Source organism: Nostoc sp. C052 (genome assembly GCF_013393905.1).
Classification (GTDB): Bacteria; Cyanobacteriota; Cyanobacteriia; order Cyanobacteriales; family Nostocaceae; genus Nostoc.
Genome location: NZ_CP040272.1, coordinates 42,558 through 65,346 on the forward strand (window position 1 = coordinate 42,558; position 22,789 = coordinate 65,346).

Annotated in this window: 23 protein-coding genes; 10 read left to right on the forward strand and 13 right to left on the reverse strand. The window is 41.7% G+C overall.

Translation table 11 applies throughout. The annotated features are described in order from the left end of the window. The first annotated feature begins 17 nt into the window (after window positions 1-17). Window positions 18-1,181, forward strand: coding sequence for a formate-dependent phosphoribosylglycinamide formyltransferase (gene purT, locus FD723_RS00190; protein WP_179063551.1), 1,164 nt, complete (start codon window positions 18-20; stop codon window positions 1,179-1,181). Between the two features lie 231 nt (window positions 1,182-1,412). Here purT and FD723_RS00195 read toward each other — a convergent pair whose 3' ends face one another. Beyond that, window positions 1,413-2,774, reverse strand: a complete 1,362-nt coding sequence (locus tag FD723_RS00195) for a serine hydrolase (protein ID WP_179063552.1) — start codon at window positions 2,772-2,774, stop codon at window positions 1,413-1,415. Window positions 2,775-3,065: 291 nt separating this feature from the next. Here FD723_RS00195 and FD723_RS00200 point away from each other — a divergent pair, with 291 nt between their 5' ends. Continuing rightward, the gene (locus tag FD723_RS00200) at window positions 3,066-4,016 is read left to right on the forward strand and encodes a hypothetical protein (protein ID WP_179063553.1); all 951 of its coding nucleotides are present in this window, start codon (window positions 3,066-3,068) and stop codon (window positions 4,014-4,016) included. Window positions 4,017-4,073: 57 nt separating this feature from the next. Further along, window positions 4,074-4,463 (forward strand): hypothetical protein, encoded by a 390-nt coding sequence (locus FD723_RS00205; protein ID WP_179063554.1) that lies wholly within the window; start codon window positions 4,074-4,076, stop codon window positions 4,461-4,463. Here FD723_RS00205 and crtH read toward each other — a convergent pair whose 3' ends face one another. After that, window positions 4,464-5,954 carry a carotenoid isomerase gene (gene crtH / locus FD723_RS00210; RefSeq protein WP_179063555.1) on the reverse strand — a complete coding sequence of 497 codons (1,491 nt, stop codon included), beginning with the start codon at window positions 5,952-5,954 and terminating at the stop codon, window positions 4,464-4,466. 420 nt (window positions 5,955-6,374) lie between these two features. Here crtH and upp point away from each other — a divergent pair, with 420 nt between their 5' ends. From upp to FD723_RS00225, 3 genes are all read left to right on the forward strand, one after another. Further along, the gene (upp, locus tag FD723_RS00215; protein WP_179063556.1) at window positions 6,375-7,025 is read left to right on the forward strand and encodes a uracil phosphoribosyltransferase; all 651 of its coding nucleotides are present in this window, start codon (window positions 6,375-6,377) and stop codon (window positions 7,023-7,025) included. A gap of 75 nt (window positions 7,026-7,100) precedes the next feature. Beyond that, on the forward strand, window positions 7,101-7,454 hold the full coding sequence (locus FD723_RS00220) for a hypothetical protein (protein WP_179068965.1): 354 nt from the start codon (window positions 7,101-7,103) through the stop codon (window positions 7,452-7,454). 123 nt (window positions 7,455-7,577) lie between these two features. Continuing rightward, on the forward strand, window positions 7,578-7,829 hold the full coding sequence (locus FD723_RS00225; protein WP_179063557.1) for a YggT family protein: 252 nt from the start codon (window positions 7,578-7,580) through the stop codon (window positions 7,827-7,829). Window positions 7,830-8,014: 185 nt separating this feature from the next. Here the strand turns inward: FD723_RS00225 and FD723_RS00230 are convergent, their stop codons facing one another. Then, window positions 8,015-8,446, reverse strand: coding sequence for a biotin carboxylase (locus FD723_RS00230; protein ID WP_179063558.1), 432 nt, complete (start codon window positions 8,444-8,446; stop codon window positions 8,015-8,017). 239 nt (window positions 8,447-8,685) lie between these two features. On the opposite strand from FD723_RS00230, the gene FD723_RS00235 reads away from it, so the two are divergent. Then, window positions 8,686-9,297: a hypothetical protein gene (locus tag FD723_RS00235; RefSeq protein WP_179063559.1), complete on the forward strand. Its 612-nt coding sequence runs from the start codon at window positions 8,686-8,688 to the stop codon at window positions 9,295-9,297. A 17-nt stretch (window positions 9,298-9,314) separates the two neighbouring features. Here FD723_RS00235 and FD723_RS00240 read toward each other — a convergent pair whose 3' ends face one another. The 4 genes from FD723_RS00240 to FD723_RS00255 all read right to left on the reverse strand — a co-directional run bounded on the left by FD723_RS00240 (window position 9,315) and on the right by FD723_RS00255 (window position 14,842). Further along, window positions 9,315-10,517, reverse strand: coding sequence for an alpha/beta hydrolase (locus FD723_RS00240; protein ID WP_179063560.1), 1,203 nt, complete (start codon window positions 10,515-10,517; stop codon window positions 9,315-9,317). Window positions 10,518-10,659: 142 nt separating this feature from the next. Further along, on the reverse strand, window positions 10,660-11,307 hold the full coding sequence (locus FD723_RS00245) for a Uma2 family endonuclease (RefSeq protein WP_179068966.1): 648 nt from the start codon (window positions 11,305-11,307) through the stop codon (window positions 10,660-10,662). 328 nt (window positions 11,308-11,635) lie between these two features. After that, a complete protein-coding gene (locus FD723_RS00250) occupies window positions 11,636-13,120 on the reverse strand; it encodes a M16 family metallopeptidase (RefSeq protein WP_372743805.1) in 1,485 nt (494 codons plus the stop codon). Between the two features lie 78 nt (window positions 13,121-13,198). Next, on the reverse strand, window positions 13,199-14,842 hold the full coding sequence (locus FD723_RS00255; protein WP_179063562.1) for a pitrilysin family protein: 1,644 nt from the start codon (window positions 14,840-14,842) through the stop codon (window positions 13,199-13,201). Between the two features lie 151 nt (window positions 14,843-14,993). On the opposite strand from FD723_RS00255, the gene FD723_RS00260 reads away from it, so the two are divergent. Next, a complete protein-coding gene (locus FD723_RS00260) occupies window positions 14,994-15,608 on the forward strand; it encodes a TetR/AcrR family transcriptional regulator (RefSeq protein WP_179063563.1) in 615 nt (204 codons plus the stop codon). Between the two features lie 68 nt (window positions 15,609-15,676). Here the strand turns inward: FD723_RS00260 and FD723_RS00265 are convergent, their stop codons facing one another. The 3 genes from FD723_RS00265 to FD723_RS00275 all read right to left on the reverse strand — a co-directional run bounded on the left by FD723_RS00265 (window position 15,677) and on the right by FD723_RS00275 (window position 17,251). Beyond that, a complete protein-coding gene (locus FD723_RS00265; protein WP_179063564.1) occupies window positions 15,677-16,123 on the reverse strand; it encodes a DUF4332 domain-containing protein in 447 nt (148 codons plus the stop codon). Between the two features lie 93 nt (window positions 16,124-16,216). Then, window positions 16,217-16,408 (reverse strand): hypothetical protein, encoded by a 192-nt coding sequence (locus FD723_RS00270; protein ID WP_179063565.1) that lies wholly within the window; start codon window positions 16,406-16,408, stop codon window positions 16,217-16,219. Window positions 16,409-16,450: 42 nt separating this feature from the next. Beyond that, entirely contained in the window at window positions 16,451-17,251 is an 801-nt protein-coding gene (locus FD723_RS00275; RefSeq protein WP_179068967.1) for a PhzF family phenazine biosynthesis protein, read from the reverse strand. Window positions 17,252-17,652: 401 nt separating this feature from the next. Here FD723_RS00275 and FD723_RS00280 point away from each other — a divergent pair, with 401 nt between their 5' ends. Further along, a complete protein-coding gene (locus FD723_RS00280) occupies window positions 17,653-17,940 on the forward strand; it encodes a hypothetical protein (RefSeq protein WP_218651775.1) in 288 nt (95 codons plus the stop codon). A 28-nt stretch (window positions 17,941-17,968) separates the two neighbouring features. After that, the gene (locus tag FD723_RS00285) at window positions 17,969-19,351 is read left to right on the forward strand and encodes an aminopeptidase P family protein (protein WP_179063567.1); all 1,383 of its coding nucleotides are present in this window, start codon (window positions 17,969-17,971) and stop codon (window positions 19,349-19,351) included. A gap of 406 nt (window positions 19,352-19,757) precedes the next feature. On the opposite strand, the gene FD723_RS00290 is transcribed toward FD723_RS00285, so the two are convergent. From FD723_RS00290 to FD723_RS00300, 3 genes are all read right to left on the reverse strand, one after another. Continuing rightward, window positions 19,758-19,955: a CopG family transcriptional regulator gene (locus FD723_RS00290; protein ID WP_179063568.1), complete on the reverse strand. Its 198-nt coding sequence runs from the start codon at window positions 19,953-19,955 to the stop codon at window positions 19,758-19,760. A 56-nt stretch (window positions 19,956-20,011) separates the two neighbouring features. Next, window positions 20,012-20,686 carry a response regulator transcription factor gene (locus FD723_RS00295; RefSeq protein ID WP_179063569.1) on the reverse strand — a complete coding sequence of 225 codons (675 nt, stop codon included), beginning with the start codon at window positions 20,684-20,686 and terminating at the stop codon, window positions 20,012-20,014. 222 nt (window positions 20,687-20,908) lie between these two features. Then, complete coding sequence (locus FD723_RS00300) at window positions 20,909-22,342, reverse strand: HAMP domain-containing sensor histidine kinase (RefSeq protein ID WP_179063570.1); 1,434 nt, start codon at window positions 22,340-22,342, stop codon at window positions 20,909-20,911. Window positions 22,343-22,789 lie beyond the last annotated feature (447 nt).

Sequence of the window (22,789 nt, forward strand, 5' to 3'; positions counted from 1 at the left end):
TTGATCTGGATAAGTTAATGAGTATTAAGTTGCCCCAAAAATTGATGTTGCTGGGTTCAGGAGAACTAGGCAAAGAATTTGCGATCGCGGCTCAACGTCTTGGTAATTATGTGATTGCTGTTGACCGCTACGCCAATGCTCCAGCGATGCAGGTTGCTGATGCTTATGAAGTTATTTCTATGCTCAGTGCTGATGATTTAGAAGCTGTAGTGACAAAACATCAGCCAGATATAATTATACCAGAAATTGAAGCAATCAGAACAGAAAAACTGATCGAATTTGAACAGCGGGGCATTACAGTTATACCAACTGCGGCTGCTACTAACTATACAATGAATCGCGATAGAATTCGGGAACTGGGACATCAACAATTAGGCATCAGAACGGCTAAATATGGGTATGCAACAACTCTAGAAGAATTGATTGCAGTTTCGGATAAAATTGGCTTTCCCAATGTTGTTAAACCTGTGATGTCATCCTCTGGGAAAGGTCAGTCTGTAGTGCCGGATCGGAGTGAAGTTGAGAAGGCTTGGAATTATGCGATCGCTAATTCTAGAGGAGACAGTCAAAAAGTCATCGTTGAAGAATTTATTAACTTTGAAATTGAGATAACTTTACTGACAATTAAACAGTGGAATGCACCGACAATTTTTTGTTCTCCCATTGGTCATCGCCAAGAACGAGGAGATTATCAAGAATCCTGGCAACCCGCAGAAATTTCTGAAGACAAGATATTAAAAGCTCAAGAAATAGCCATAAAAGTCACTGATGCTTTAGGAGGAGCCGGAATTTTTGGCGTTGAATTTTTCATTACCAAAGATGAAGTGATTTTTTCGGAACTTTCTCCCAGACCCCATGACACGGGAATGGTGACGTTAATCTCACAAAATCTTAACGAATTTGAACTCCATCTACGAGCTATTTTAGACTTGCCAATTCCTCATATAGAGCAGCTAGGAGCCTCAGCCAGCGCGGTAATTTTAGCATCAGAAAAATCTGACTCTATTGCTTTTAGTGGTGTCGCCGATGCTTTGTCAGAAAAAGATGTAGATATTAAATTATTTGGTAAACCTAATGCTCATCCATATCGGCGAATGGGCGTAGCTTTGGCAAAGGGTGTGAATGTCCAAGAGGCTAGGGAAAAGGCTACGAAAGCCGCAAGTAAAATCACAATTATCTAATTAGGGACTTCCAAATAAAAAAATATTCAATTAACTCTTGTGGGGTGGGCAAGATGCCCACCCCACAACATTGGATAATTTATTTCTTGGAGTATGGGCGGATAGCTAGCTGTGCATTGGGCGAATGGAATTCGCGGCTATACAAGCAAAGTCCGCCTCCGCGGACTAAGGTCAAATTAAGGTTTAACCCACGGAGGTGGGTTTTGTTTGTGTAAACGCGGTTTCTAACCGCTATCTCGTAACACCATAAGATGAATTAACCGCAGCAACCGGATTCATCTGATTCAGGTAATTGTAAACAAGTTGGGAAACTTGACGAATAAAGTCTCTTCCCCTGGTGTCTTTATAGGGACGGGTAACGAAGATGGAAGCTAAGTAACGCTTACCATTGGGCATAGTTACAAATCCCGCGTCGCCAATGAGAAAGCCGATATCTCCGGTTTTGTTGGCGATGACAGCACCTTTCCCCAAACCGGCGGGAAGCAGTGTATGAATTGTAGTGTGGCGCAGAATATCTAAGGCTTGTTCTCGACTCTGTGGCGAAACTAGCTTGTTGTTCACAACCAAAGCCAGCACCCGCGCCATATCTTGAGAACTTGTGGTGTTGGTTCCTCTCAAGTCAGCTAAAAGATGGCGAATTACTGTGTCTTTCAGTCCCCAACTACGGAAACGCTGATTTAGTTTCGCCGCTCCACCTAAGCGATCGATAATCATGTTTGTGGCAGTATTATCGCTAATGGTAATCATCTTAGTGATGGTTTCTAAAGCTGTGTACTTCTTACCAACTCGTTCATACTGCATACTTCCAGAACCATTAGTAACTAAGTCACGCCGCATCGTCAGGTTTTCCTGAAGGCTGACTTTACCTGCATCTAAATCTTGGAAAAAGGCGATAAGTATTGGCAGTTTTATTGTACTAGCAGCAGGGAAAACGCGATCGCCTCCAATATCCAAATAATCCCCAGTATCCAAATCCAGAAAAAACATTCCTGTTTTCAGAAAGCTGTAGCGATTCATCAAGGCTTTAATTTGAGGTTCCAGCGCTTTCATCGGTGAATGCATGGGAACTACGCCAGCAAAGAGAGTGCTATTATCATTCACTCTTGGAGAAATACTCGGAGTTACTTCTAAATATTGCGGCTGGGTTGCAGTCTGTTGGATTGGCTTGGGTAACTGCACAGACCAATGATTAGGAGATTCCTCTTGCAGTTGCACCTGTGCTAAATCAAAAGTGTAACCAGGTGCTAAAGTAACTACCATGCGGGTAGTCTCTGCGTTAAACTGCTCGATGCGAATGTCTTTAATTACTAATCCCACTCTTTGACTAGTCTGTGGATATCCTAATGTAACTCCAGGTAAATCAATTACCAAACGAGTCGGGTTGGTAAGTAGTTGTACTTTCGGTTGAACGTTCTCATCTGTGGTGAAGTCCAGATGATTACGATTGCTGTCAAAATGCCAATTTTCGATGGCTACGCCCGCCGCAGGCATTGCACCATTAGCTTTAACAGTGGAACCAAACAGGAGCAAGCTTAAGAAGCTGGGTAGAAGCCAGCTAAATTTTACAATGTTTTCTTTGTGTGTGAGTAGCATCAGTGATCGCTTTGTGTGTGAGGAAGATTTTAAACGAACAAAAGCCGCCCACCATTAAAGCACAATTATAAAAATTTTTGTAAATTATGCGCTTATACGAAAAAGCATCTGTTACAACAAGTATTTAATTTAATCAGTATATGAGCTTTCCGCGATCTTCTACGGTTACTAAAAATTCCAGATTATTGGGAAAAAAGATTTAATTCGGACGCAATTAGCTTTTTCATCATTTTTATACTGATGATCTCATCTTGATAAATAAGTAATAACTATATCTGGACACAGGTAAGTATGTCTATCAGAGTTCCCCATAACCACAAATTCAGCCTATGGAAATTTTGTATAGTAGCCTGTACTATCAGTTTCACCATCAGCGGTTGTACGCCTGAAAAACGAGCGATGTTGCGAATAACTGCCGAGAATTTTCGCGATCGGGCCGCTGATGCTATTACATCGGTGAAGAAAATTTACCAACTGAATAATTTACCTATAGATGATAATTTAGTTGTCGATCAATTACTCACTGATACCAGTATTGAATTTGGAATTCCGACAGAAGTAAATAGCATTATCACCGGAGAAAGTCAGCAAAATTCCCAGTCATCAGATGTCGATCAAACACTCGATGCTTTAAAAGCAGAATATGATACAGCAGTCGAGGTATTTAACAAGCTAGAAACAATTGATTATGAAAGTACAAGGATAGTTGCTCAAACTGCCCAGCCAGCAAGATGTTTAACAGTAAAAATGCTACTTTTAGCCAAAAGAATTCAAGAAAAACCACCAAGACCAATGGATTGGGAAAGGGTAATCATCAGTTCTAAGTTAAAGGATCTCGGCGAACGATATAGAAAGTTAAGTACATCTTCACAACCAGAAGCAGAAGAAATTAAGCGTCAAGTTATTGAAAAGATAGATGATTGGCGGAAGGTTAATGCTGCTGAACAACAAAGTTTAAATGAATCTATCTCTAAACTTTTGGTAGCGGCTGACACTGGTCGAAAACTCTCAGAACTTATTGATGACTACCCTAATCTTAATTTTGAAGTTATTGCTGCTAGAGTTACTCAAATTTTTGGGGTAGCTACTAGTTTCACTGGTAACGACTACAGTTTAACACTCACAAAGATTATTACTCTTGAAAGAGAAGTTAACAAAGATGAAGTTTTAAAAGAATTCATGAAAGAAGTATCTCTGAGAAACAGACAATTACAACCACCAAACTCTCAATTATGTCAATGATTTTTAGGGTACAAATAGTCATGAATCATGTTCAAAACTTAACTGAATATATAAAACATGACCACCAATAATATTTTAGATACTTTTGCAGAAATAATTTCTCAGCTTAAAGAAGTTCCTGGCAATCAAATTGACTTAGAACAACTCAATAAGACAGAAGAAAAATTACAAGATATTCTATTTCAGCTTAATTTTGAGCTTGTCAACGCCCAACGTCAAAAAAACTGGGAAAACGTTAACAAGTATAAGTTAGCAGTTAGCGAATGCAAACTTACTCTCGATCGGGTAAGAGCAGCAATTATAAATGTTAGTATCATCGGCATCGATCAAAAAAATCTGGCACAAATGCAGAAAATATTAGAGGAAATCGAGACTGCACGTAAAACTCAGGTAAATATAGATTTGGCCATCCGTTTACTAGGTTTTTTGCGTAAGCTGTTCTTTTAATCACAATCCTAAATCTACGGCGATGCGATGGGCACAAGCAAACCCAGAAAAAGCGACTGCATTCAACCCTTGACCGGGAAAGGTACTATCCCCTACACAATAAAGTCCTGGAATAGCTGTGCGATTAAAGGGCATATTCAATAATCCCCACAACTTACGTCGGGGAATTGGCCCATAAGTGCCATCTTCACGACCCAAAAAGCGGCGATGGGTGCGCGGTGTCCCCACTTCTAAATAATCCAATCCGGCATCTAAACCGGGAAAAAGCTTCTCTAGGCGGTCAATAATTCGCCAAGCTGCCTTTTCTTTCTTCGCTTCATACTCACCCTGAGAAAGTTCTTGCCAATCATCAATCCAGTGAGGCGTAAAGGCATGAATGATGTGATATCCATTTGGTGCTAAATCTGGGTCAAGTAATGTGGGAATCGAAACAAACACTGTACCTTCTGCATCTGTCATCTTTTCCCAATCTTCCAGCAAAATATGGTGACACTCTGTCCCTACTGGTAAAACTGACTCCTTTACGCCAATATGCAAACTCAAAAAGCTTGGAGATTTTTGGTAATTCTGTTGCCATTTTTTCTCATTATCTGGCATTACTTCTGGTGGTAATAATTGTGTAAATGTATCCCACCGTGTAGCATTAGAAACTATGCGTTTACCCCGATATACTTTACCATTCGCCAGTTGTACACCTACCGCTTTTCCCTGTTCTGTGAGAATTTTGGTGACTCTAGCTTGGTACTGAATCTGACCTCCAGCTTTTTCTAGACCATCTACTAGTTTTTGAGCAATTTGTCCGACTCCGCCTTTGGGATAGTTAACTCCGCCATAATGCCTGTCAGAAAAGACCATCCCAGCATTAATCATTGGTGTCATATCTGATGGAACTACCGACCAGCAATAACATTCCATATCGATAAATTTCAATAATTGCGGGTCTTTGATGTAACGCCGCGCCACATCTCCGGCATTTTGGGGCAGATACTTGGCTAAACCGAGACAGGCTAAAGGATGCTGAAAAAATACGCGCAGTAGATACCGAGGTTCTTCCAGCGACAGCAAATCCATACTGTTGAGGCACTTGAATACTTTTTGGCATTCGTCATAAAAGCGACGAATCCCTTGTTTTTCATGGGGAAAATGAGCAATAAGATTTTGCAAAAATTTTTCATAAACCCGGTCAACCTTCAAGTCTAAACCTTGGGGTAGATGATAATGAATCTGTACCGGATCTGCGATCGCTTCTTGGCTGACATTTACACTTGATAATGCACGGGTGAGTAAGTTGGTAGTACCCTTCTGTCCCAGCCCAAAAATCATTGACGCCCCAACATCGAATCGATAGCCTTGGCGTTCAAAATAACCAGCGCTACCACCTGGAATCAAATAACGTTCCAGTACGAGTACTTTCGCTCCCTTCGCTGCTAACTGAGTCGCTGTTACTAATCCGCCAATCCCAGACCCAATCACGATCACGTCATTTGTCATTTGTCATTTGTCCTTTGTCTTTTGTACTGAGCGTATCGCGAAAGCGAAAGCTCCACTAACGCGTAGCGTCTCTCTGCGACACGCTGCGCGAACGTAGAGAAGTATTTGTACTTTGTCTAGAGTCAATCAATATTTAATTTAACTAATGACTAATGACTAATGACTAATGACCAATGACAAATGACTAATCAAAAAAAGAGGGACGAGCCTGCTACTGCTGGCTAATCCCGTCTGCCGATCCTTAAAAGAGAGGAGAACACTGTATAAGAATATAGCCTTGATTGAGAATAGATGTCAACTATTAATGAAAAATATTCTCAATAAAGTTGAGCGCTTTAATTTTTAGCTGTCAGCCGGATGCAGGAAAGAGTATTATGGTGTTTCAGTTCTTATACAATAAAAAGGCGCCTGTTTTTGGCTATGACGCTACAATTGCGCGTTTATGTTCCACCCCATCCCCTAATCAAACACTGGCTAGCAGTTGCCCGTGATGCAGGCACACCTTCAGTATTGTTCCGCAGTGCGATGACTGAGTTGGGAAGATGGCTGACTTATGAAGCTGCGCGAGACTGGTTGCCGACCCAAGAAACGGCGGTGCAGAGTCCCTTAGATACCTGTCCCGCAACGGTAATTGATCCGCAAGTGCCGATGGCAGTAGTGCCGATTCTTCGGGCTGGATTAGGATTACTAGAGGGAGCGCAGACTTTATTACCTTTAGCATCGATTTATCATCTTGGCTTGGCACGAGATGAAGAAACACTGCAACCTCATTGTTATCTGAACAAGTTACCAGATAAATTTGATCCTCAAACACGAGTGTTAGTTACCGATCCAATGTTGGCAACTGGAGGGTCAATCATGGCAGCAATGGCAGAATTGACACAACGGGGGGCCGATCCATCTCTGATACGGATTATTTGTGTAGTGGCAGCTCCACCTGCTTTGCAAAAACTGAGTGAAGCTTATCCGGGTTTAATAATTTACACCGCTACTATTGACGAAAAACTGAATAGCAAGGGGTATATTGTACCGGGATTGGGAGATGCAGGCGATCGCATCTTTGGGACTTAAGCTACTATGCAGCTAGGGCAGGAAAATGGCATAACTACTGTAAAAGTTGCAAGGTTTGTTGAAGGCGGTAAAGATATGAGTCAGCGAGATGGTTTTGGCAGTGGCTTTTTAGCAGGGGCCTTTGTTGGTGGGATATTTGGCGGTGTGATCGGGGCACTGATTGTTTCTCGACGCGAGCCAGAATTGCTAGCAGAAGAAGAAACAGAACTGACAGATAGTCAAGCCGAAGCTAAGAAAATAGCAGCAAAGCGTCGTCAGATGAAAGCCTCAGAAAGTGAGAGCAACGGCATAGAAACGGCTAGGCGATCGCTGGAAGATAAAATTGCCCAGCTAAATGCCACAATTGACGAAGTGCGAAATCAACTAGGTAACGTCAATAGTAGTTCACCTCAACCAAGCAATGACCGCTCCCTCACTAAAGACTCCTGAGTTTGTTTAGGCGTGGTGAAAGTGTCAAGTGTGGTAAATATGGAATCTGCAAACATGACATGGACTAAATTAAAATTAAAAGATAAGACCGCGTTTGACACTTAGTAGGAAACCAACAAATCCATGTACCTTCTGATTAACACTCTGGCCAGTTTCATCCAGATTTATACTGTTCTGCTAATTATTCGGGTTTTATTGACCTGGTTCCCCACTATCAACTGGTACAATCAACCATTTGCCACTTTGAGCCAGATAACCGATCCTTATCTGAATCTGTTCCGTTCAATCATTCCCCCTTTGGGTGGTATAGACTTTTCAGCAATGTTAGCCATCATACTGCTTCAAATAGTAGGTGGTGGTCTGCAAGCCATCTGATACACAGAATTTGCAGTTTGCTCCATGTTCAACTGATGAATTTTAGGTCTGGGCTAACTAGCTCAGACCTATACAATGTAAAGGCTAATCATGAATGCGATAATTGAAAACTGACGCTATATTTCCAGAATTTTCTAGTATTTTATCGAAAACCTGGGTTTAAAACCCGTCTTTCTAGGACGGCTTTACTTACGTACTTGACCGCTAAAGCCAGCAGCCTTAAACTGCTTCAGCTTCAACGGAGTAGGCTGATTTGCAGGTACAGAAATTCTCAATTCAAAATCGCTGATACCTGGTGGTACTTCGGTGATGGAGCCTAAGCGAGTGCGGTTTTGCATCACAGAGTCATTATTAGCATCATAGATGCGTCCAAAAATATCTGCGTCGTAGACTGTTTTATTAGTGCCATTTTCTGCTTTGCCAATGACAAGAAAACAATTGGCAGCCGCGCTACCACTACTGAGAACAGCCCCTTCTGCAAGTTCTGGTGGGCAATCTTTATAAGAGACATCAAATAGTTTAATTTGTGTCAGGGCTAAAGCTGGGGGAACAATCACCCACGATAGAAAGGTGATAAGACAGGAAATAAAAATGACCGTGAGTGAGCGCAACCGCATAAAAAACCCCGTGACTTAATTTAATAATGATTTAACTTACAACCTCAGCTTACAACATACCCCTACTCGGTTTCTCTACTTCCCTGATTGATTAGCAATTGCCTTCTCCCTCTTAGCCCTCAGGAAAAGACTTTTTCCGCAAACCCTAATTATGTCCAGATTTAACGACAAAGGGATTGGAGACTTTAATTTAACTTTTGTAATAATTAGGGAAATAAGCCCGCAATTGCTATTAAATTATGACTCCAGATGAGATTGAAACAGCTATGCTTGCAGCCTTTAGTAGTTGTGATGCCGCAAGCTGTCCTCTCACTGACACGCAGAAGCAGATATTACTGCGACTGGTCGAACAAATTCAGGGAAATTCTACCTCTGGGATGGCAAATATTGCTAATCCTTTAGATGAACTTACCCCAGAGGAGTTAGAAGCATTTTTACAATTTGTTAAGGATGAAGAACAACGCAACCGTACTTGGAAGGTGCAATTACTCAACGACTGGTTGCTGGAAAATGACTCTGGAACGGTGCAATTCATTCGCCAACGCTATGGTTTACAGTGGTTGAATCGGGTTGAGGCGTGTCATTTTGACAAGTATTCTTATTTTGAGGATGCACTAAAGTTAAGAGTAGGCGATCGCATTGAAGTTTCCAATGCACTATGGGAATGGGTACAAGAGGATGGTCCTTGTCAGCGCGAATGGTTTCCCTGTATGGTAATTCAGGTTGAGGAAATTAGCGATCGCAATGATTCCTCTACTAATTGCGTCGTCCGCTTCTTCAACGGCGCTGAGTATGAAATTCAAGGAATTTATGAATGGAATCGCTATAACTGGCGCTGGCCTCAAAAGTAGTAAGAAATGCGGAGTTTTTAATGCTTGAACAACGCCCAAGCTAAAAATCTCTCTGTATAATACAACGCTAATTGATTGCTCACACCATTGAAAACGGCATCAAAAGCATGTTCCGCCCAAGGAATTTCTAGAAAAACCGCAGTGTTACCAGAGTTATGTAAACGTTCATACATCTGTCTGCCAAATCGCGCTTCCACCAAATGGTCGCGACTACCGTAAATTAATAAAGTTGGCGGTAAAGGGTGCGTCAGGTAATTTATCGGTGAAGCAATTTCATACTGATTAGGCAATTCTTCTACAGAACCACCAAGAAATGCTTTTAAAACAGCGCGGCTATTTATAGGATCGGGATTTGGCGGTGTTTTGTATCCTTCTGTTAAGTCAACAGGCCCGTAATAATTTACCACAGCACGGATGGGTGGTGCATCTGTTTGATAAGCCGCTAACATTGCTAGATGCGCTCCCGCAGAACGTCCTAAAAGTACCATACTTTCTGAATCAGCTTCATATTCAGCTGCATGTTTGCGAATAAAATTCAGGGCTGTACGCACATCATCTAACTGAGATGGAAACTGATATTGAGGGGCGTGTCGATAATCGATTGCAAATACCGTATATCCATGATTAGCAATATATTGATTAAACTCAGAATTGGCATGAGTATTGCCATATTGCCAAGCTCCACCATAAATTACTACTACTGCGGGATATTTCCCTATCTTTGAAGGTTGGTAAACTTCCATTTTTAAAGGCACTCCTCCAGGAGAAGCAAAGAGAATATCTTTTTGATAGCGCGTTTTACCTAATGGAATACCCCGAAAAAAATTAATTAAGTCAAAGGGATGGGTTTGCATTTTAGCCCTGACTGGGGGGGGAATTTGCTCTAGATAATTTGCTCCAAGCCCCTGTTTCATGGCTTTAGCCATCTGTATTTGAGTTGGTGGGATATTTATTAGCACCCATCCACAAATTAGTAATCCAATTAAACTGAAAATGCAAACTATACGTTGGATTGGACGGCGACGAATATAGAATAAAGACAACAATAAAAAGAGCAAATTTAATAAAAATAACCAAGGACTGATTTCTGGCGCTCCTACTGCTAACGTGAGTAAAAACATATTTGGAGCGGGAAGAATAATCCAAGAGCTAAGAATTAGACTGGCAAAACTGAGTAATAATGCCAGCCAGGATAAAAGTATTTTGGGTTTAGCAAACATAGATTAAAGTGCGGTATCCTTGGTAGGGACAATTCATGTAGACGCATTCGCGGAGCGTCTCCAAGAGTTGCGGCTTCCCGCAGGGTATTGTCCCTACGTCATTTTCGGAGATGTCTATTGTGAATTCTGGTGACAGCATAAATTATTGCTGTTGTATTTGCTTTTGTACCCAAATCCGAAAAGCTTTAAGGGTTGCATTTCTACCTGCTATTGTACTTTGCTCTAAATGTTGGGGAATTGCTTCAATTAGTGAGAATAGAGGAAAATTTAGGCTTTGCTGAGATTCTACATAATGTCCGTCTTGCAAAACATTAATTTGGAGCTTTCCTCGATCGAAACGCCAAAGTTCAGGCACTTTTAGCGCTTCATAAATATTAGGATGAGTGCGAGAAGTAATATCAATTTCTAGAGCTAAATCTGGAGGAGGATCTACTGCTAAATCTAGCCGCTTCTTGCCGCGAATCTTAGATTCATTTTTGATATAGAAACACTGATCGGGTTCTATACCTTGAGCCATCGCTTGGTTTTTGAAAGTGGTAGAACCAAGGCTGATGAACTCAGTACTCAACTCTTCCAAAAGAGCTTTGACTAAATCGCTAATAATTTCTTTGTCAAATTCATGTTCTGGCAGTGGTGCCATAATTTCCAGTATTCCCCGATCATAAGCAATTCGTGCTGCTCGGTGTTCTCCTAAATCCTCTAGAATTGCTTCTAATTCTTGCCAGGTTACATCTCGTAGCAGCACTCTTTGTCCTGGTGGAACATGGATGCGCTTTAATTCCAACAACATCATTTCCACTCCCAATAGCTGAAACCTAAATTTAGCTTACTCTAGTTGACTAATGCGCTGCGACAATTTTTGCTGCTTCATGGCTAGTGTATACTGGGGCGATCGCTCCAAAAAACCAGAGTAAAGAAAAAACCTCTGGAATTTCCAGAGGTTTTGGTTCCTGATTTAGTTTCTAGTTGTTACTCCAATTTGTCCTCAGTCATTTCCTGATAATCAAAAAAAATTATTTGAACAACAAGAACCCCGACTTTTCTAGGAAGTCGGGGTTCTGAACCTACGATTTTTTTATTTGGAAGTCCCTATATTGAGTCTCAACCTATCTACGCGATTAATTCTTCGCCTGTGGCTGCGAACCAGGAATCGTGACATCTATTGGTGTCACCTTTGCAGCTAGCTGTGTCAACGGTGGTTGAATGGCGCTTTGATTCCCCACTACTAAAGTCACAATTTTTTCTGGCTTGAGGTATTCTCGTGCTACCCGTTGCACATCAGCAGCCGTGGTGGCGGCGACGGCTTTTTGATAGCGAAAGAGAAAATCAGCAGGATAGCCGTAATATTCGTATCGCATCAACCGTGATAAGGTTTGGCTGGGGTCTTGAAAGTTGAATACAAAGGAGTTAAGTGTAGACTCTTTGGCATAAGCGAGTTCTTTTGCAGTCACTCTTTGAGTTTGGGTGCGTTTGATTTCAGCTTGTAAAGCTTTGACAAACTGGACGGTAGCATCCGATCGCGTTTGTCCACCAGCAACAAAGATGCCAGGATAATCGTAGCGGGGACTCCACTGCCCGTAGACAGAGTATGCTAAACCTTGACGCGATCGCAATTCATTAAATAAGCGTCCACCAAATCCATTTAACACCCCATTTAATACATCAAGTGCCGCATAATCGGGATTGTCGAAACGTCCGCCTAAATGTCCCAGAAGCACACTACTTTGCGTCAGTTGTGGCTGATTGACAAAAAAGACTCCACCTGTATTAGCTGCTAAAACCTTTGGTAATGTGGGTTTAGCAATACCTGGATTCCGCTGCCAATCACCAAACTTAGCTTGAATGAGCGATCGCATTTTCTTACTATCAAAATCGCCCACAATCCCCAAAATTATATTATTGGGGTGAAAATATTGTTGATAAAACTTGAGCAAATCCTCACGCTCAACCTTATCAACCGTTGCATACTCGATAGTGCGAGAGTATGGGCTATCTTTGCCATAGATCAATTTTTTAAATTCTCGATTAGCAATCCCATCTGGATTGTCATTACGACGAGCAATGCCACCCTTGGCTTGTGTCTTAGCTAAGTCTAGCTTTTCTTGAGCAAATACAGGCGATCGCAGCACCTCGGCAAACAGCCCAAACACCGTTTCTAAATCTTCGCTGAGTGCGTCAAAGCTAGCACCACCAGAAGCTTCACCAATACTAGCTTCTACAGATGCCGCTCGTTGTTCTAATATTTCGTTGAGTTCATCAGCCGAATGCTGCTTAGTTCCTCCAGTTCGCATTACCGCGCCTGTAAAACCAGCCAACCCAACTTTCTCCGGTGGTTCTAAGCGATTCCCTGTGCGTACAAAAGCCGTTCCATTCACCAACGGTAACTCATGATCCTCCATCAAATAGACAACCAAGCCATTTTGCAGCACAAACCGTTCATACTTAGGTAACTTAATCTCAGGTAGCGGTGGTAGTTGCAAGTCTGTATAATGCTTTGCCTCAGTCGTCGCCGCCAAAGAAAAATTACAAGTTAAAAGTAAACACGCAAAAACAGCAACCAAAGCATAAATTATCCCCTTCCCATTTTTGATTTTCAACGCCATCCGCCTTTTACTCTTCACCTTGTACCTTTGCATATCTCTCTTCCTTTGCGCCCTTTGCGCCTTCGCGGTTCGTTTCTCTTAAGCTTCTTTCGACAACAACTTCCCAATCGTGCGATTTTCTGGCGTAAACGTCTCCTTTGCCACCCGCTCAATATCAGTCGTCGTCACAGCTGCAATATCATCCAACTGCTTAAACAAATTCCGCCAAGAGCCAGTTTTCACCTCATATTCCAACAATTGTTGAGCCATCCCCATATTAGAATCGAGGGTACGTAACAAACTTGCCCGTGCTTGGGTTTTCACCCGTTCTAAATCAGCCGTCGCTACAGGCTCAGTTTTTAATTTGTCAATTTCTTGCCGCAAAGCCACCGCCAACTCATCAACTGTATGACCAGGAGCCGTGAGAGCATAGAAAAATATCAGGTTTGGGTACTTATCTCCAGGAAATCCGCTATAACCTTGGGCACTTAGCGCCAAACGCTGCTTTTCTACCAAAGACTTATATAGCCGTGACGTGCGTCCATCACTTAATAAACTGCCAATAATTTCATAGACTGCATTATCTGGATGAGTAATCGCCGGACGGTGATAACCTTCTAAATACCAGGGTTGAGAAGATAGCTGTAAAGTAACTTCCTGTGTTTGTTTTTGTGGCGGTTCCACCGGAATTTTTTCTACAGCTTTGGTTTTTGCTTGAAAGCGGCCAAAATAAGTTTGCGCCAGTTTTTTCACTTGAGCGGGATTGACATCTCCGACAATGGCAATAGTCAAATTACTTGGTACATAGTGAGTATCAAAAAAATTCTGGACATCTTCTGGTGTCAGATTGCGAATATCTTCGTCATAACCAATCACCGGACGCCTGTAGGGATGAACTTTGTAAGCCGTATCGATAAACTTTTCCACCATCAAGCCAATGGGTGAATTTTCCACCCGCATCCGTCGTTCTTCTAAAATTACATCTTTCTCTTTATAAAATTCACGACGAATTACCGGATCGAGAAATCGCTCCGACTCCAGCGACATCCAAAGTTCTAGCTTATTGGCAGGAAAGCTATAAAAATAACGAGTGGCTTCAGTAGAAGTATTGGCATTTAAACCTACGCCTCCCGCTTGTTCGACAATTTGACCCAATTCGTTTTGCTTGACTAGCTTGGCTGCTTGCGATTCCACTTGCTTAAACTCAGTTTCTAACCGAGCAACCTCAGCTTTTTTGCCATCGGCTTTCGCGGTTTTAATTTGGGCATTTAATTGCTCTAAGGCTTCTAGTAGCGGTTTTTCTTTTTTGTAGTCTTGTGTACCAATGCGCGTTGTACCTTTGAATGCCAAATGTTCCAAAAAGTGAGCTACACCTGTTTTGCCATCGGCCTCATCGACACCACCAACATTTGCGTATGTAAGAAAAGAAACCACAGGCGCTTGATGCCGTTCCAAGACGATGAATTTCAAACCATTGTCGAGGCGAAACTCCGTTAACTGCTTGATGACTCGATCTAGATAAGGTTGGATCGAACTTTGAACTGGCGGGGTTTGAGTTTTGGTTTCTTGAGGAGGGGGTGCTGTCTGAGTTTGAGCTAGAGCAACTTCTGGTAGCAATCCCCACGAGAAGATGATCCAAGTCAACAAAGCGATCGCCAACCGCCGCAATATGACAGATACTCGATCTGACCAATCCAAAATCCTCAATTTAAAATCCAAAATTGACCGACTGCTCTGGCTCATAAGCGAAAACTACGATAAAGTTACATTACCTAAACAACAGGATACTTAGCAAAAGAGCGTTAATCTTGTATTAAGCTTTCAGTGGCTCTTTATGCCTAAAGTTAGACAATAATGCTACAAATCCTGTTACGGATATCTAACCATAACTGTTATGCGAATTTTTAATTCTTCCCCACCTTCAGAAGCTCAGACGCGCACCCGAATTTTAGAGGCTGCACAACGGTTGTTTGCCTCTCAAGGATTTGATGGTACTACCACCCGCGATTTAGCACAACAAGCAGGTGTAGCTGAAGGCACTCTATTTCGTCATTTTCCCAATAAAAAAGCAATTTTGGTGGAAGTAGCCACAAGTGGCTGGGTAGAGATTCTTACAGATTTGCTCACAGAGTTAAGTGAAATGGGCAGCTATAAAGCCGTAGCGCAGGTGATGCGCCGCCGGATGTGGAATTTCCAAAAAAATGCCGATTTGATGCGTGTTTGTTTTATGGAGGTGCAGTTTCACCCCGATTTACGCGATCGCATTCAATTAGAAGTCATTACCAAAATGACTGATGTGGGCGAAGCATTCTTTCAAACAGCAATGGATAAAGGCATTTATCGTCAAGGGGACGCCAAGCTAGTTGCAAAAGTTTTCTTAGGAATGTTTGCGATCGCAGGTTTTTCTAACAACACCCTCATCGAGCCTGACGCGTCCCCTCAACAAATGCAGGAAATGGCCGAAGGACTTGCTGATATTTTCCTGAATGGTGTTTTAGCTAAAGAGTAGGGATTGGGGATTGGGGATTGTTTATTTCTCCCCCTGCCTCCCCTGCCTCCCCTGCCTCCTCTGCTCCCTTATCCCCCAGTCCCTAATGTTTTCGCTTGCTGACTCCACTGCTGTACTAGCTCAATTGCTGGACACAAATCTCGGCGCTGCATTGTGGCTACTTGCAAACGCATAATTTGTTGGTGCAATCTGTGAGTGGGAGTTTGAGCTAACTGCACCACAGAACCAATACCCGCATGAAGCAATAAACCACAATATTGTGTCCCGACGCTGGGAATACGCGCCAAGTCAGCTAAAGCCATCCATTTATTTACATACTGAAGATGAATTTGTAGTTTATTTGCTAACGCTAGTCTTGACTCTAGAGTTTTACCTTGTTTGAATAGCGCTACTGTGCTGCTAATTCCACAATTTTGCAGTTGAGATTGTTCTTCGTGGCTCAGTCCAGGTAATTGCTCAATTGGCCAATCACGAGATTGGATAAGACTTCTAACATCTTTTTGTTTAGCAGACATATTTAAAATTAAAATATTAGGCTTCTTTAAATATTGTGACACTCACTTCTTGGCAAGAGCGTACTTTTGCAATTCAGTGTTTGTATTGCCGTGCTATTTTAACTCAATCTTCTGCAATAGGATTGTTTCGCCTGACAATGCGATTGTTTCGCCTGACAATGCCATTGTTTCGCCTGACAATGCCATTGTTTCGACTAGCAATGCAATTGTTTCGCCTGACAATGCCATTGTTTTGCTTGACAATGCCATTGTTTCGATTAACAATGCGATTGTTTTGTCTGACAATACGATCGCATCGGCTTGCAAAAATGAATTAGTCTATGATATTCATGCGGTAATTAACTCGCCTCGCAGTACAGTTACCGCTTGTCCAGAGAGAAAGACGCGATCGCCTCCGTCATAATATACTTTCACCACACCACCGCGACTAGATGCCTGATAAGCCAAAAACTCATTTTTGTGCAAGCGATCGCGCCAGAAGGCAGCAAGGCAACAATGAGCCGCCCCAGTCACTGGGTCTTCATTAATACCTAATTTCGGTGCAAAGAAGCGCGAGACGAAATCGTATTCGGAATCAGAATTGGCGGTGCTAGTGACGATTACATCACCAATAGACAACGTTTTCAGGAGTTGGAAATTTGGCTGTACTTGTCGTACTAATTCTTCAGATTCTAATTCCACTAAATAGCCGAGGGAATTTTGGAAGACAGATTTGGATCGTACACCCAAAGCTTCACTAAGTTCTGGAGGTGCGATCGCTGCTTGTGAGTGATTCACAGGAAAATCTAATTCAATCCACTCACCTTGCAACTTTGCAATCAGCACTCCACTTTTGGTATAAAAACGCGCAATTTCATCAAGTAATAAATGTCCTTCTGACCAAAGTACATGGGCGCTAGCTAAAGTTGCATGACCACAAAGCGGTACTTCTACCGTGGGTGTAAACCAACGCAAATTGAAACCATCATCCTGTTTGACAAGAAAAGCCGTCTCAGATAAATTCATCTCTTGGGCCACGTTCTGCATCCAGCCTTCATTTTGGGGAGTAGGCAAAACACAGACAGCAGCAGGATTACCTGCAAAAGGTGTATTGGTAAAAGCATCAACTTGAGTAATAATTTGTCCCATTAGAGTCACTTCGCTTCGCTCACAATTCAAAATTTAAAATTTAAAATTCAAAATTAATGATCCCCATAAAGAAATTTAGACGTATGCTGGGTTACGCAAAACCCATTGGTGTCAACTTAAGCTAAAACTCCCTCCCTTAAAACCTCGTTTCCAGCCTTCGGTTGGAAATGCAACTCAAAAGTGGCTCTGCCGCCAGCAAGCGAGGCGGAGCCTCTAGGACGGCATTCCCAGTCGGAGACTGGGAACGAGACAATATCTAAAAGCTTTTACTAGGCTAGTTTTCACGTTAAGTTGATACCAATGCGAGCCTTGCTACGCCACTACGTTGTGTTAATCCAAATGAGAACCGCTATATACAGTACCTTATAAATTAGGAATATAATCTCCAAAAACTAGAGTCAATGTTAAAGCAAAACGAAAATATGAGGATAAAAATCTTCAGAAGCATCTTTGCTGCGGTCAACTTAGCGCTAATTTCTGGAGGATTAGTTAGCTGTGTTGTTGAAGTACCACAGCCACCTGTTCCAACTGAGCGACAAAAACCAGTCGTACAACCTAGCCAACAGCCTAAGCAGGCAAAGCAGAACGACAAAGATGATGATGACAAACATAGCGATCGCAAAAATGATCAAAAAGATGGCGATCGCAAGGATGATAAAAAAGATGACGATAAAGACGATAACGACTAAATAAAGGTAAAATCATCACCTTAAATTTATGCTTATCCCACAAACTTCTACTTCCCTCATCGAGACTTTACGCCGCCGCCGCCAACAATTAGCCAATCTCATTGATTTTCCAGTAATTCTGTGGTCAGGTAGCAACAATCCGCGCAACTTTCCGGCAAATTCCTTTCCGTTTCGTGCTAGCAGTCATTTCCTCTATTTTGCCGGACTGCCATTATCAAAGGCGGCAATTCGTTTAGAAGCAGGCAAGCTAGAATTATTCATCGACGATCCGTCACCCAGCAGCGCCCTTTGGCATGGAGAAACGCCAACGCGCGAGGAAATAGCCGAGAAGATTGGGGCGGATGTGGCAGGGCCAATGGCAGAATTAGAGTCTTGGGTAGAAAATGCCGCTACACTTGCTGCCCAAGATGCAGCGACTTGGACGCAGCAATCACAGATATTAAATAAATGGGTTTTACCACAAAGTCCTCCCCAAGGAATTGACTTGGAGTTAGCTAAGGCGATCGTTTCTCTCCGCCTGATCCATGATGATGCGGCATTAACCGAGTTGCGAAAAGCTGCTGCTGTGACTGTAGAAGCCCACAAAGCTGGGATGGCTGCAACACCCAAAGCCAAACTAGAAGCAGAAGTTCGGGCAGCGATGGAAGGGGTAATTATTGCTCACAATATGACTACCTCTTACAACAGTATTGTCACTGTTCACGGTGAAGTTTTGCATAACGAGCATTATCATCATAGTTTGCAACCAGGTGATTTACTACTTGCCGATGTTGGCGCTGAAACCGAGATGGGTTGGGCAGGTGATGTAACTCGCACGTGGCCAGTTTCAGGTAAGTTTTCATCTACCCAAAGAGATATTTATAATGTGGTGTTGGCAGCCCATGATGCCTGCATTGCCAAAATACAGCCTGGTGTAGAGTATGGGGATATTCATTTACTAGCAGCTACAGCGATCGCAGAAGGTTTAGTAGAGTTAGGTATTTTACAAGGAAATCCCCAAGATTTAGTAGAAATCGATGCCCACGCGCTGTTTTTCCCTCATGGTATCGGTCATCTACTGGGTTTAGATGTCCATGATATGGAAGATTTAGGCGATTTAGCAGGGTATGAAGAGGGACGTTCGAGGAGCGATCGCTTTGGCTTAAGCTACCTCCGTTTAAATCGTCCCCTGCGTCCAGGAATGTTAGTCACAATTGAGCCTGGTTTTTATCAAGTACCAGCAATTTTAAATGATGCCAACGTCCGTTCAAAATATCAGAGTGTGGTGAATTGGCAGCGTTTATCTGAATTTGCCGATGTCCGCGGAATTCGCATTGAAGATGATGTTTTAGTTACTACAGAAGGCAGCGAAGTTTTAACAGCCGCATTACCAAACAATGCCGATGCTGTGGAAAATCTAGTCAATGGCTGAGTCCATGTGAGACTGCGCCAAACCCTTTTAACTTCTCTCTCTCTTTCTTTGTGTCCTTTGCGCCTTTGCGGTTCGTTTTTCTTGATTATGCTTAACTCGACTTTATCCATTTACTTCGCAACGCGATACTCCTGCGGAGTCGTTGCACGAACGCTTAAGCTGAAACCTCTGTAATTTATGGGTATTATCTTTTTACTTTTTACTTTTTAAACTCATGGCAAGATGCTCACCCTATAGGCAATACGCTTGGGTTAAGAGCTAATGGCAACAATTTTGGGTTTTCGAGACGCGATAAATCGCCGTCTCTACAAGTGTTTTGTTGCTCATTCTGAACTGTATTGCCCAATAAGGTACAGACTTCTGAGATTTGGCGGAATATTCGAGTGGATAGTTACTGTGATTTCAACTAACTGCCAACAGTTATTGTTGAATCTGCTGTTTCCTTTTCAGAATTTTCCGCATTGTCAACCTCAAGACTTCGGAGTAGTTCTCGAATGACATCTGTTGCTGGCCTTCCTGTCAAAGCACAGTAGCATTCAAGTTTCTTCATTTCCTCGGTTGTGAGATTTACTGTCAGTCGTTTAACAGCCCATTTTTTTTTCATGATCCTTTTTTGTCTTTAATATGTTGCTTTTTATCAAAATCACCAAATCATTAGGATTATTCCCGTAGTGCATAGCCTACACCACGGACTGTATGAATCAAACGCTTTTCATTATTTTCTTCCAACTTGAGTCGCAGATAACGAATATAAACCTCAATAATATTAGAATCACCCATAAAATCGTAACCCCAAACTTTCTCTAAAATTTGATCTCTAGTAAACACTTGACGGGGATGTGAAAGGAGATATTCTAATAAGTCAAACTCTTTTGCTGTTAACTCAATGCTTCGTTTCTCCCGAAATACTTCACGGGTGCGGCGATTTAAGCTTAAATCTTCAAATCGCAACAAATCCTCGTCTGTTTCTTGGGTGCGGCGGAGATGGGCGCGAATTCTAGCTAGTAGTTCCTCAATGCTGAAAGGTTTAACAACATAATCATCGGCTCCTGCATCTAATCCTGCCACGCGATCGCTCACTTCATCTTTTGCTGTCAACAAAATCACTGGTACTGTACTCCCTGTTGCTCGCAAACGGCGACAAATTTCCAAACCTGTCAAGCCTGGAAGCATCCAATCCAGAATCGCTAAATCTGGTGATGAGTCTCTGGCTAAGGTTAAACCAGCAATACCATCATGGGCTACGCTAACTTTGTATCCTTCGCTACTAAGTTCTAATTCGACAAATCGCGCCAGTTTGACTTCATCTTCCACCAAAAGGATATGTGCTGTCATATTTTTGCTCCTAAAATAGGTAAGTAATGTCAAAATTCACAACAAAAATTTTCTGTCATACACACTATGTCTGCAATCAAATCAAGAAGTCGAGAATCTAAGTCTTTCAATTTTCATAAATCAGATATAAATGCTATATAGCAATCCTAAATGAGTCACGAACTAAAAGATCCCCGACTTCTTGAAGAAGTCGGGGATCTGATCCTCTCGGTGGAGAGCAAATCAGATCGGACTGCTATATGTAGGTAAACTGATTGTAAATATACTACCTTCCCCTAATTTAGATTGCACGCTGACACTACCCCCCATCCCTTCTATAAGTGTTTTGACAATCGATAAACCCAAACCACAACCCCCAGTAGTATGAGAGCGAGATTCATCTACACGGTAAAACCTCTCAAATATCCGTGCTTGGTGTTGTAAAGGAATGCCATAGCCTTTGTCACAAACTTGAATAATTGCCTTGTCTTGAACCTGATTTAACTTAAAAATTATCTGTGTATCAGCTTCAGAATACTTAACAGCATTATCAATTAAGTTTAATAACACTTGTTTGAGGCGACTGTAGTCTGCTTTAATCTCAATTGGATAAATCTTTGACTCGATTGTAATTGTGCGATCGCTATATTTTTCTGCCATCATTACAACTTCTTCAACCAATTCATTGAGTACATAAGATTTCATCTGAAAGTATAAATAACCACTATCGGCTCGTGCCAAATCAAGTAAATCTTGCAACAAGCGGATAGTGCGTTCAGCTTCTGATGCCGCAGTTTCTAAAGCTTCTTGCTGGGTTTGGGTTAAGTTACTCTGCCTTCGTAAGACGCTTTGCAAATAACCATGTACAATTGTCAAAGGTGTGCGTAGCTCATGAGAAACATTACTCACAAATTCTCGCTCTTGCTCCCATGATTGGGAGAGGCGTGATAACAACATGTTTAAAGTTTGAGCTAGTTCTTTAACTTCGCTGGGTGCATTATCAAGATATAGCTGTGCTTGTCCTAAATCTTCAGCAGAAATCACAGAAGTCATTTGATTTAGCTGGCGTAGGGGTTGCAGAGAACGTTTGATATAAAGTGCGATCGCAGCAGTTAAAATAATAATTGCCAAAATACTAGTAATACCTAAATTCTGCACCATTCCCACAAACATTTTCTGTTCGCGGGTAATATCCTTGACTACAAATAACTCACCGATAAACTTCCCCTGCACTTGCACAGAACTACCACATAAAACAAAAGAGCTTTGATTTATTTTGTAAACTTGTGCTTTAATCGGCATCTTAGTCAGGGACATTAACTCAGTAACCGTAGTATCAGATAATAAATTTAAATTAGCAGATTTTACTAAAATTTTATTATCAGAACTTTTTAGCCATAATAATGTGTCGGTATTTCCCAAATTATTAATAGCCTTTTGCAACCCAGTTTCAGGCTGCATCATTTCACTATAAATTTGCACATCTTGCGGTAAGCGCTTGGCAATTTGTTCTATATTATATTTATGACTATCAACTAAAATTTGCTGCATTTTCCAGCTAGTCCACGTAGCGAGACTACCTAATACCAAAGCGGAAAATGATGCAATACCAATGGTGAGGCGTGACTGTAAGGAAAATGGATCTATATTTATCCAAACTTTTATAATTTGCTTCACTATTCTGGTTGCACTTGATGGGTTTAATAAGGTTTGATCGATAAAATCAGACTGCTAAATATAAAGTTACTGTCAACCGCGACATCTTTAGTTATAGCTGATTTGAACTTACCTCTGTTGCATACCTACAGTGAAAAGTGCAGCTATTCCAAAAAGATTGCTAAATATTTTTATTTCATCGCTCTCTTAACTCTAGAAATCCTGTTCTAATAATAATCTAAATGCATTTAGTGGTAATTAAATTAATTTGCGCTGAGAATTACCTTAAAATGTTTAATATTATCTGCTTTTGGTTTGAGCGCAAGGGCTACTGGCAACAATTTTGGTTTTTCGAGACACGATAAATCGCCGTCTCTACAAGTGTTTTGGGTTTATCTGAACTGTATTGCTCTTGAATAATTATCTTGATTACTAAATTTTTTACCTCCGTTACTTGCAAACTGCTAT

What these genes read in the sequence shown, in the direction of transcription:
- FD723_RS00235 (WP_179063559.1), top strand. Translation starts at nt 8,686, where the DNA reads ATGACTCCAGATGAGATTGAAACAGCTATGCTTGCAGCCTTTAGTAGT.
- FD723_RS00290 (WP_179063568.1), bottom strand. Translation starts at nt 19,955, where the DNA reads ATGAAAAAAAAATGGGCTGTTAAACGACTGACAGTAAATCTCACAACC.
- FD723_RS00230 (WP_179063558.1), bottom strand. Translation starts at nt 8,446, where the DNA reads ATGCGGTTGCGCTCACTCACGGTCATTTTTATTTCCTGTCTTATCACC.
- FD723_RS00205 (WP_179063554.1), top strand. Translation starts at nt 4,074, where the DNA reads ATGACCACCAATAATATTTTAGATACTTTTGCAGAAATAATTTCTCAG.
- FD723_RS00285 (WP_179063567.1), top strand. Translation starts at nt 17,969, where the DNA reads ATGCTTATCCCACAAACTTCTACTTCCCTCATCGAGACTTTACGCCGC.
- FD723_RS00220 (WP_179068965.1), top strand. Translation starts at nt 7,101, where the DNA reads ATGAGTCAGCGAGATGGTTTTGGCAGTGGCTTTTTAGCAGGGGCCTTT.
- FD723_RS00195 (WP_179063552.1), bottom strand. Translation starts at nt 2,774, where the DNA reads ATGCTACTCACACACAAAGAAAACATTGTAAAATTTAGCTGGCTTCTA.
- FD723_RS00245 (WP_179068966.1), bottom strand. Translation starts at nt 11,307, where the DNA reads ATGTTGTTGGAATTAAAGCGCATCCATGTTCCACCAGGACAAAGAGTG.
- FD723_RS00200 (WP_179063553.1), top strand. Translation starts at nt 3,066, where the DNA reads ATGTCTATCAGAGTTCCCCATAACCACAAATTCAGCCTATGGAAATTT.
- FD723_RS00275 (WP_179068967.1), bottom strand. Translation starts at nt 17,251, where the DNA reads ATGGGACAAATTATTACTCAAGTTGATGCTTTTACCAATACACCTTTT.
- FD723_RS00255 (WP_179063562.1), bottom strand. Translation starts at nt 14,842, where the DNA reads ATGAGCCAGAGCAGTCGGTCAATTTTGGATTTTAAATTGAGGATTTTG.
- FD723_RS00280 (WP_218651775.1), top strand. Translation starts at nt 17,653, where the DNA reads ATGTTAAAGCAAAACGAAAATATGAGGATAAAAATCTTCAGAAGCATC.
- crtH (WP_179063555.1), bottom strand. Translation starts at nt 5,954, where the DNA reads ATGACAAATGACGTGATCGTGATTGGGTCTGGGATTGGCGGATTAGTA.
- purT (WP_179063551.1), top strand. Translation starts at nt 18, where the DNA reads ATGAGTATTAAGTTGCCCCAAAAATTGATGTTGCTGGGTTCAGGAGAA.
- FD723_RS00240 (WP_179063560.1), bottom strand. Translation starts at nt 10,517, where the DNA reads ATGTTTGCTAAACCCAAAATACTTTTATCCTGGCTGGCATTATTACTC.
- FD723_RS00260 (WP_179063563.1), top strand. Translation starts at nt 14,994, where the DNA reads ATGCGAATTTTTAATTCTTCCCCACCTTCAGAAGCTCAGACGCGCACC.
- FD723_RS00225 (WP_179063557.1), top strand. Translation starts at nt 7,578, where the DNA reads ATGTACCTTCTGATTAACACTCTGGCCAGTTTCATCCAGATTTATACT.
- FD723_RS00265 (WP_179063564.1), bottom strand. Translation starts at nt 16,123, where the DNA reads ATGTCTGCTAAACAAAAAGATGTTAGAAGTCTTATCCAATCTCGTGAT.
- FD723_RS00250 (WP_372743805.1), bottom strand. Translation starts at nt 13,120, where the DNA reads ATGGCGTTGAAAATCAAAAATGGGAAGGGGATAATTTATGCTTTGGTT.
- FD723_RS00295 (WP_179063569.1), bottom strand. Translation starts at nt 20,686, where the DNA reads ATGACAGCACATATCCTTTTGGTGGAAGATGAAGTCAAACTGGCGCGA.
- upp (WP_179063556.1), top strand. Translation starts at nt 6,375, where the DNA reads ATGACGCTACAATTGCGCGTTTATGTTCCACCCCATCCCCTAATCAAA.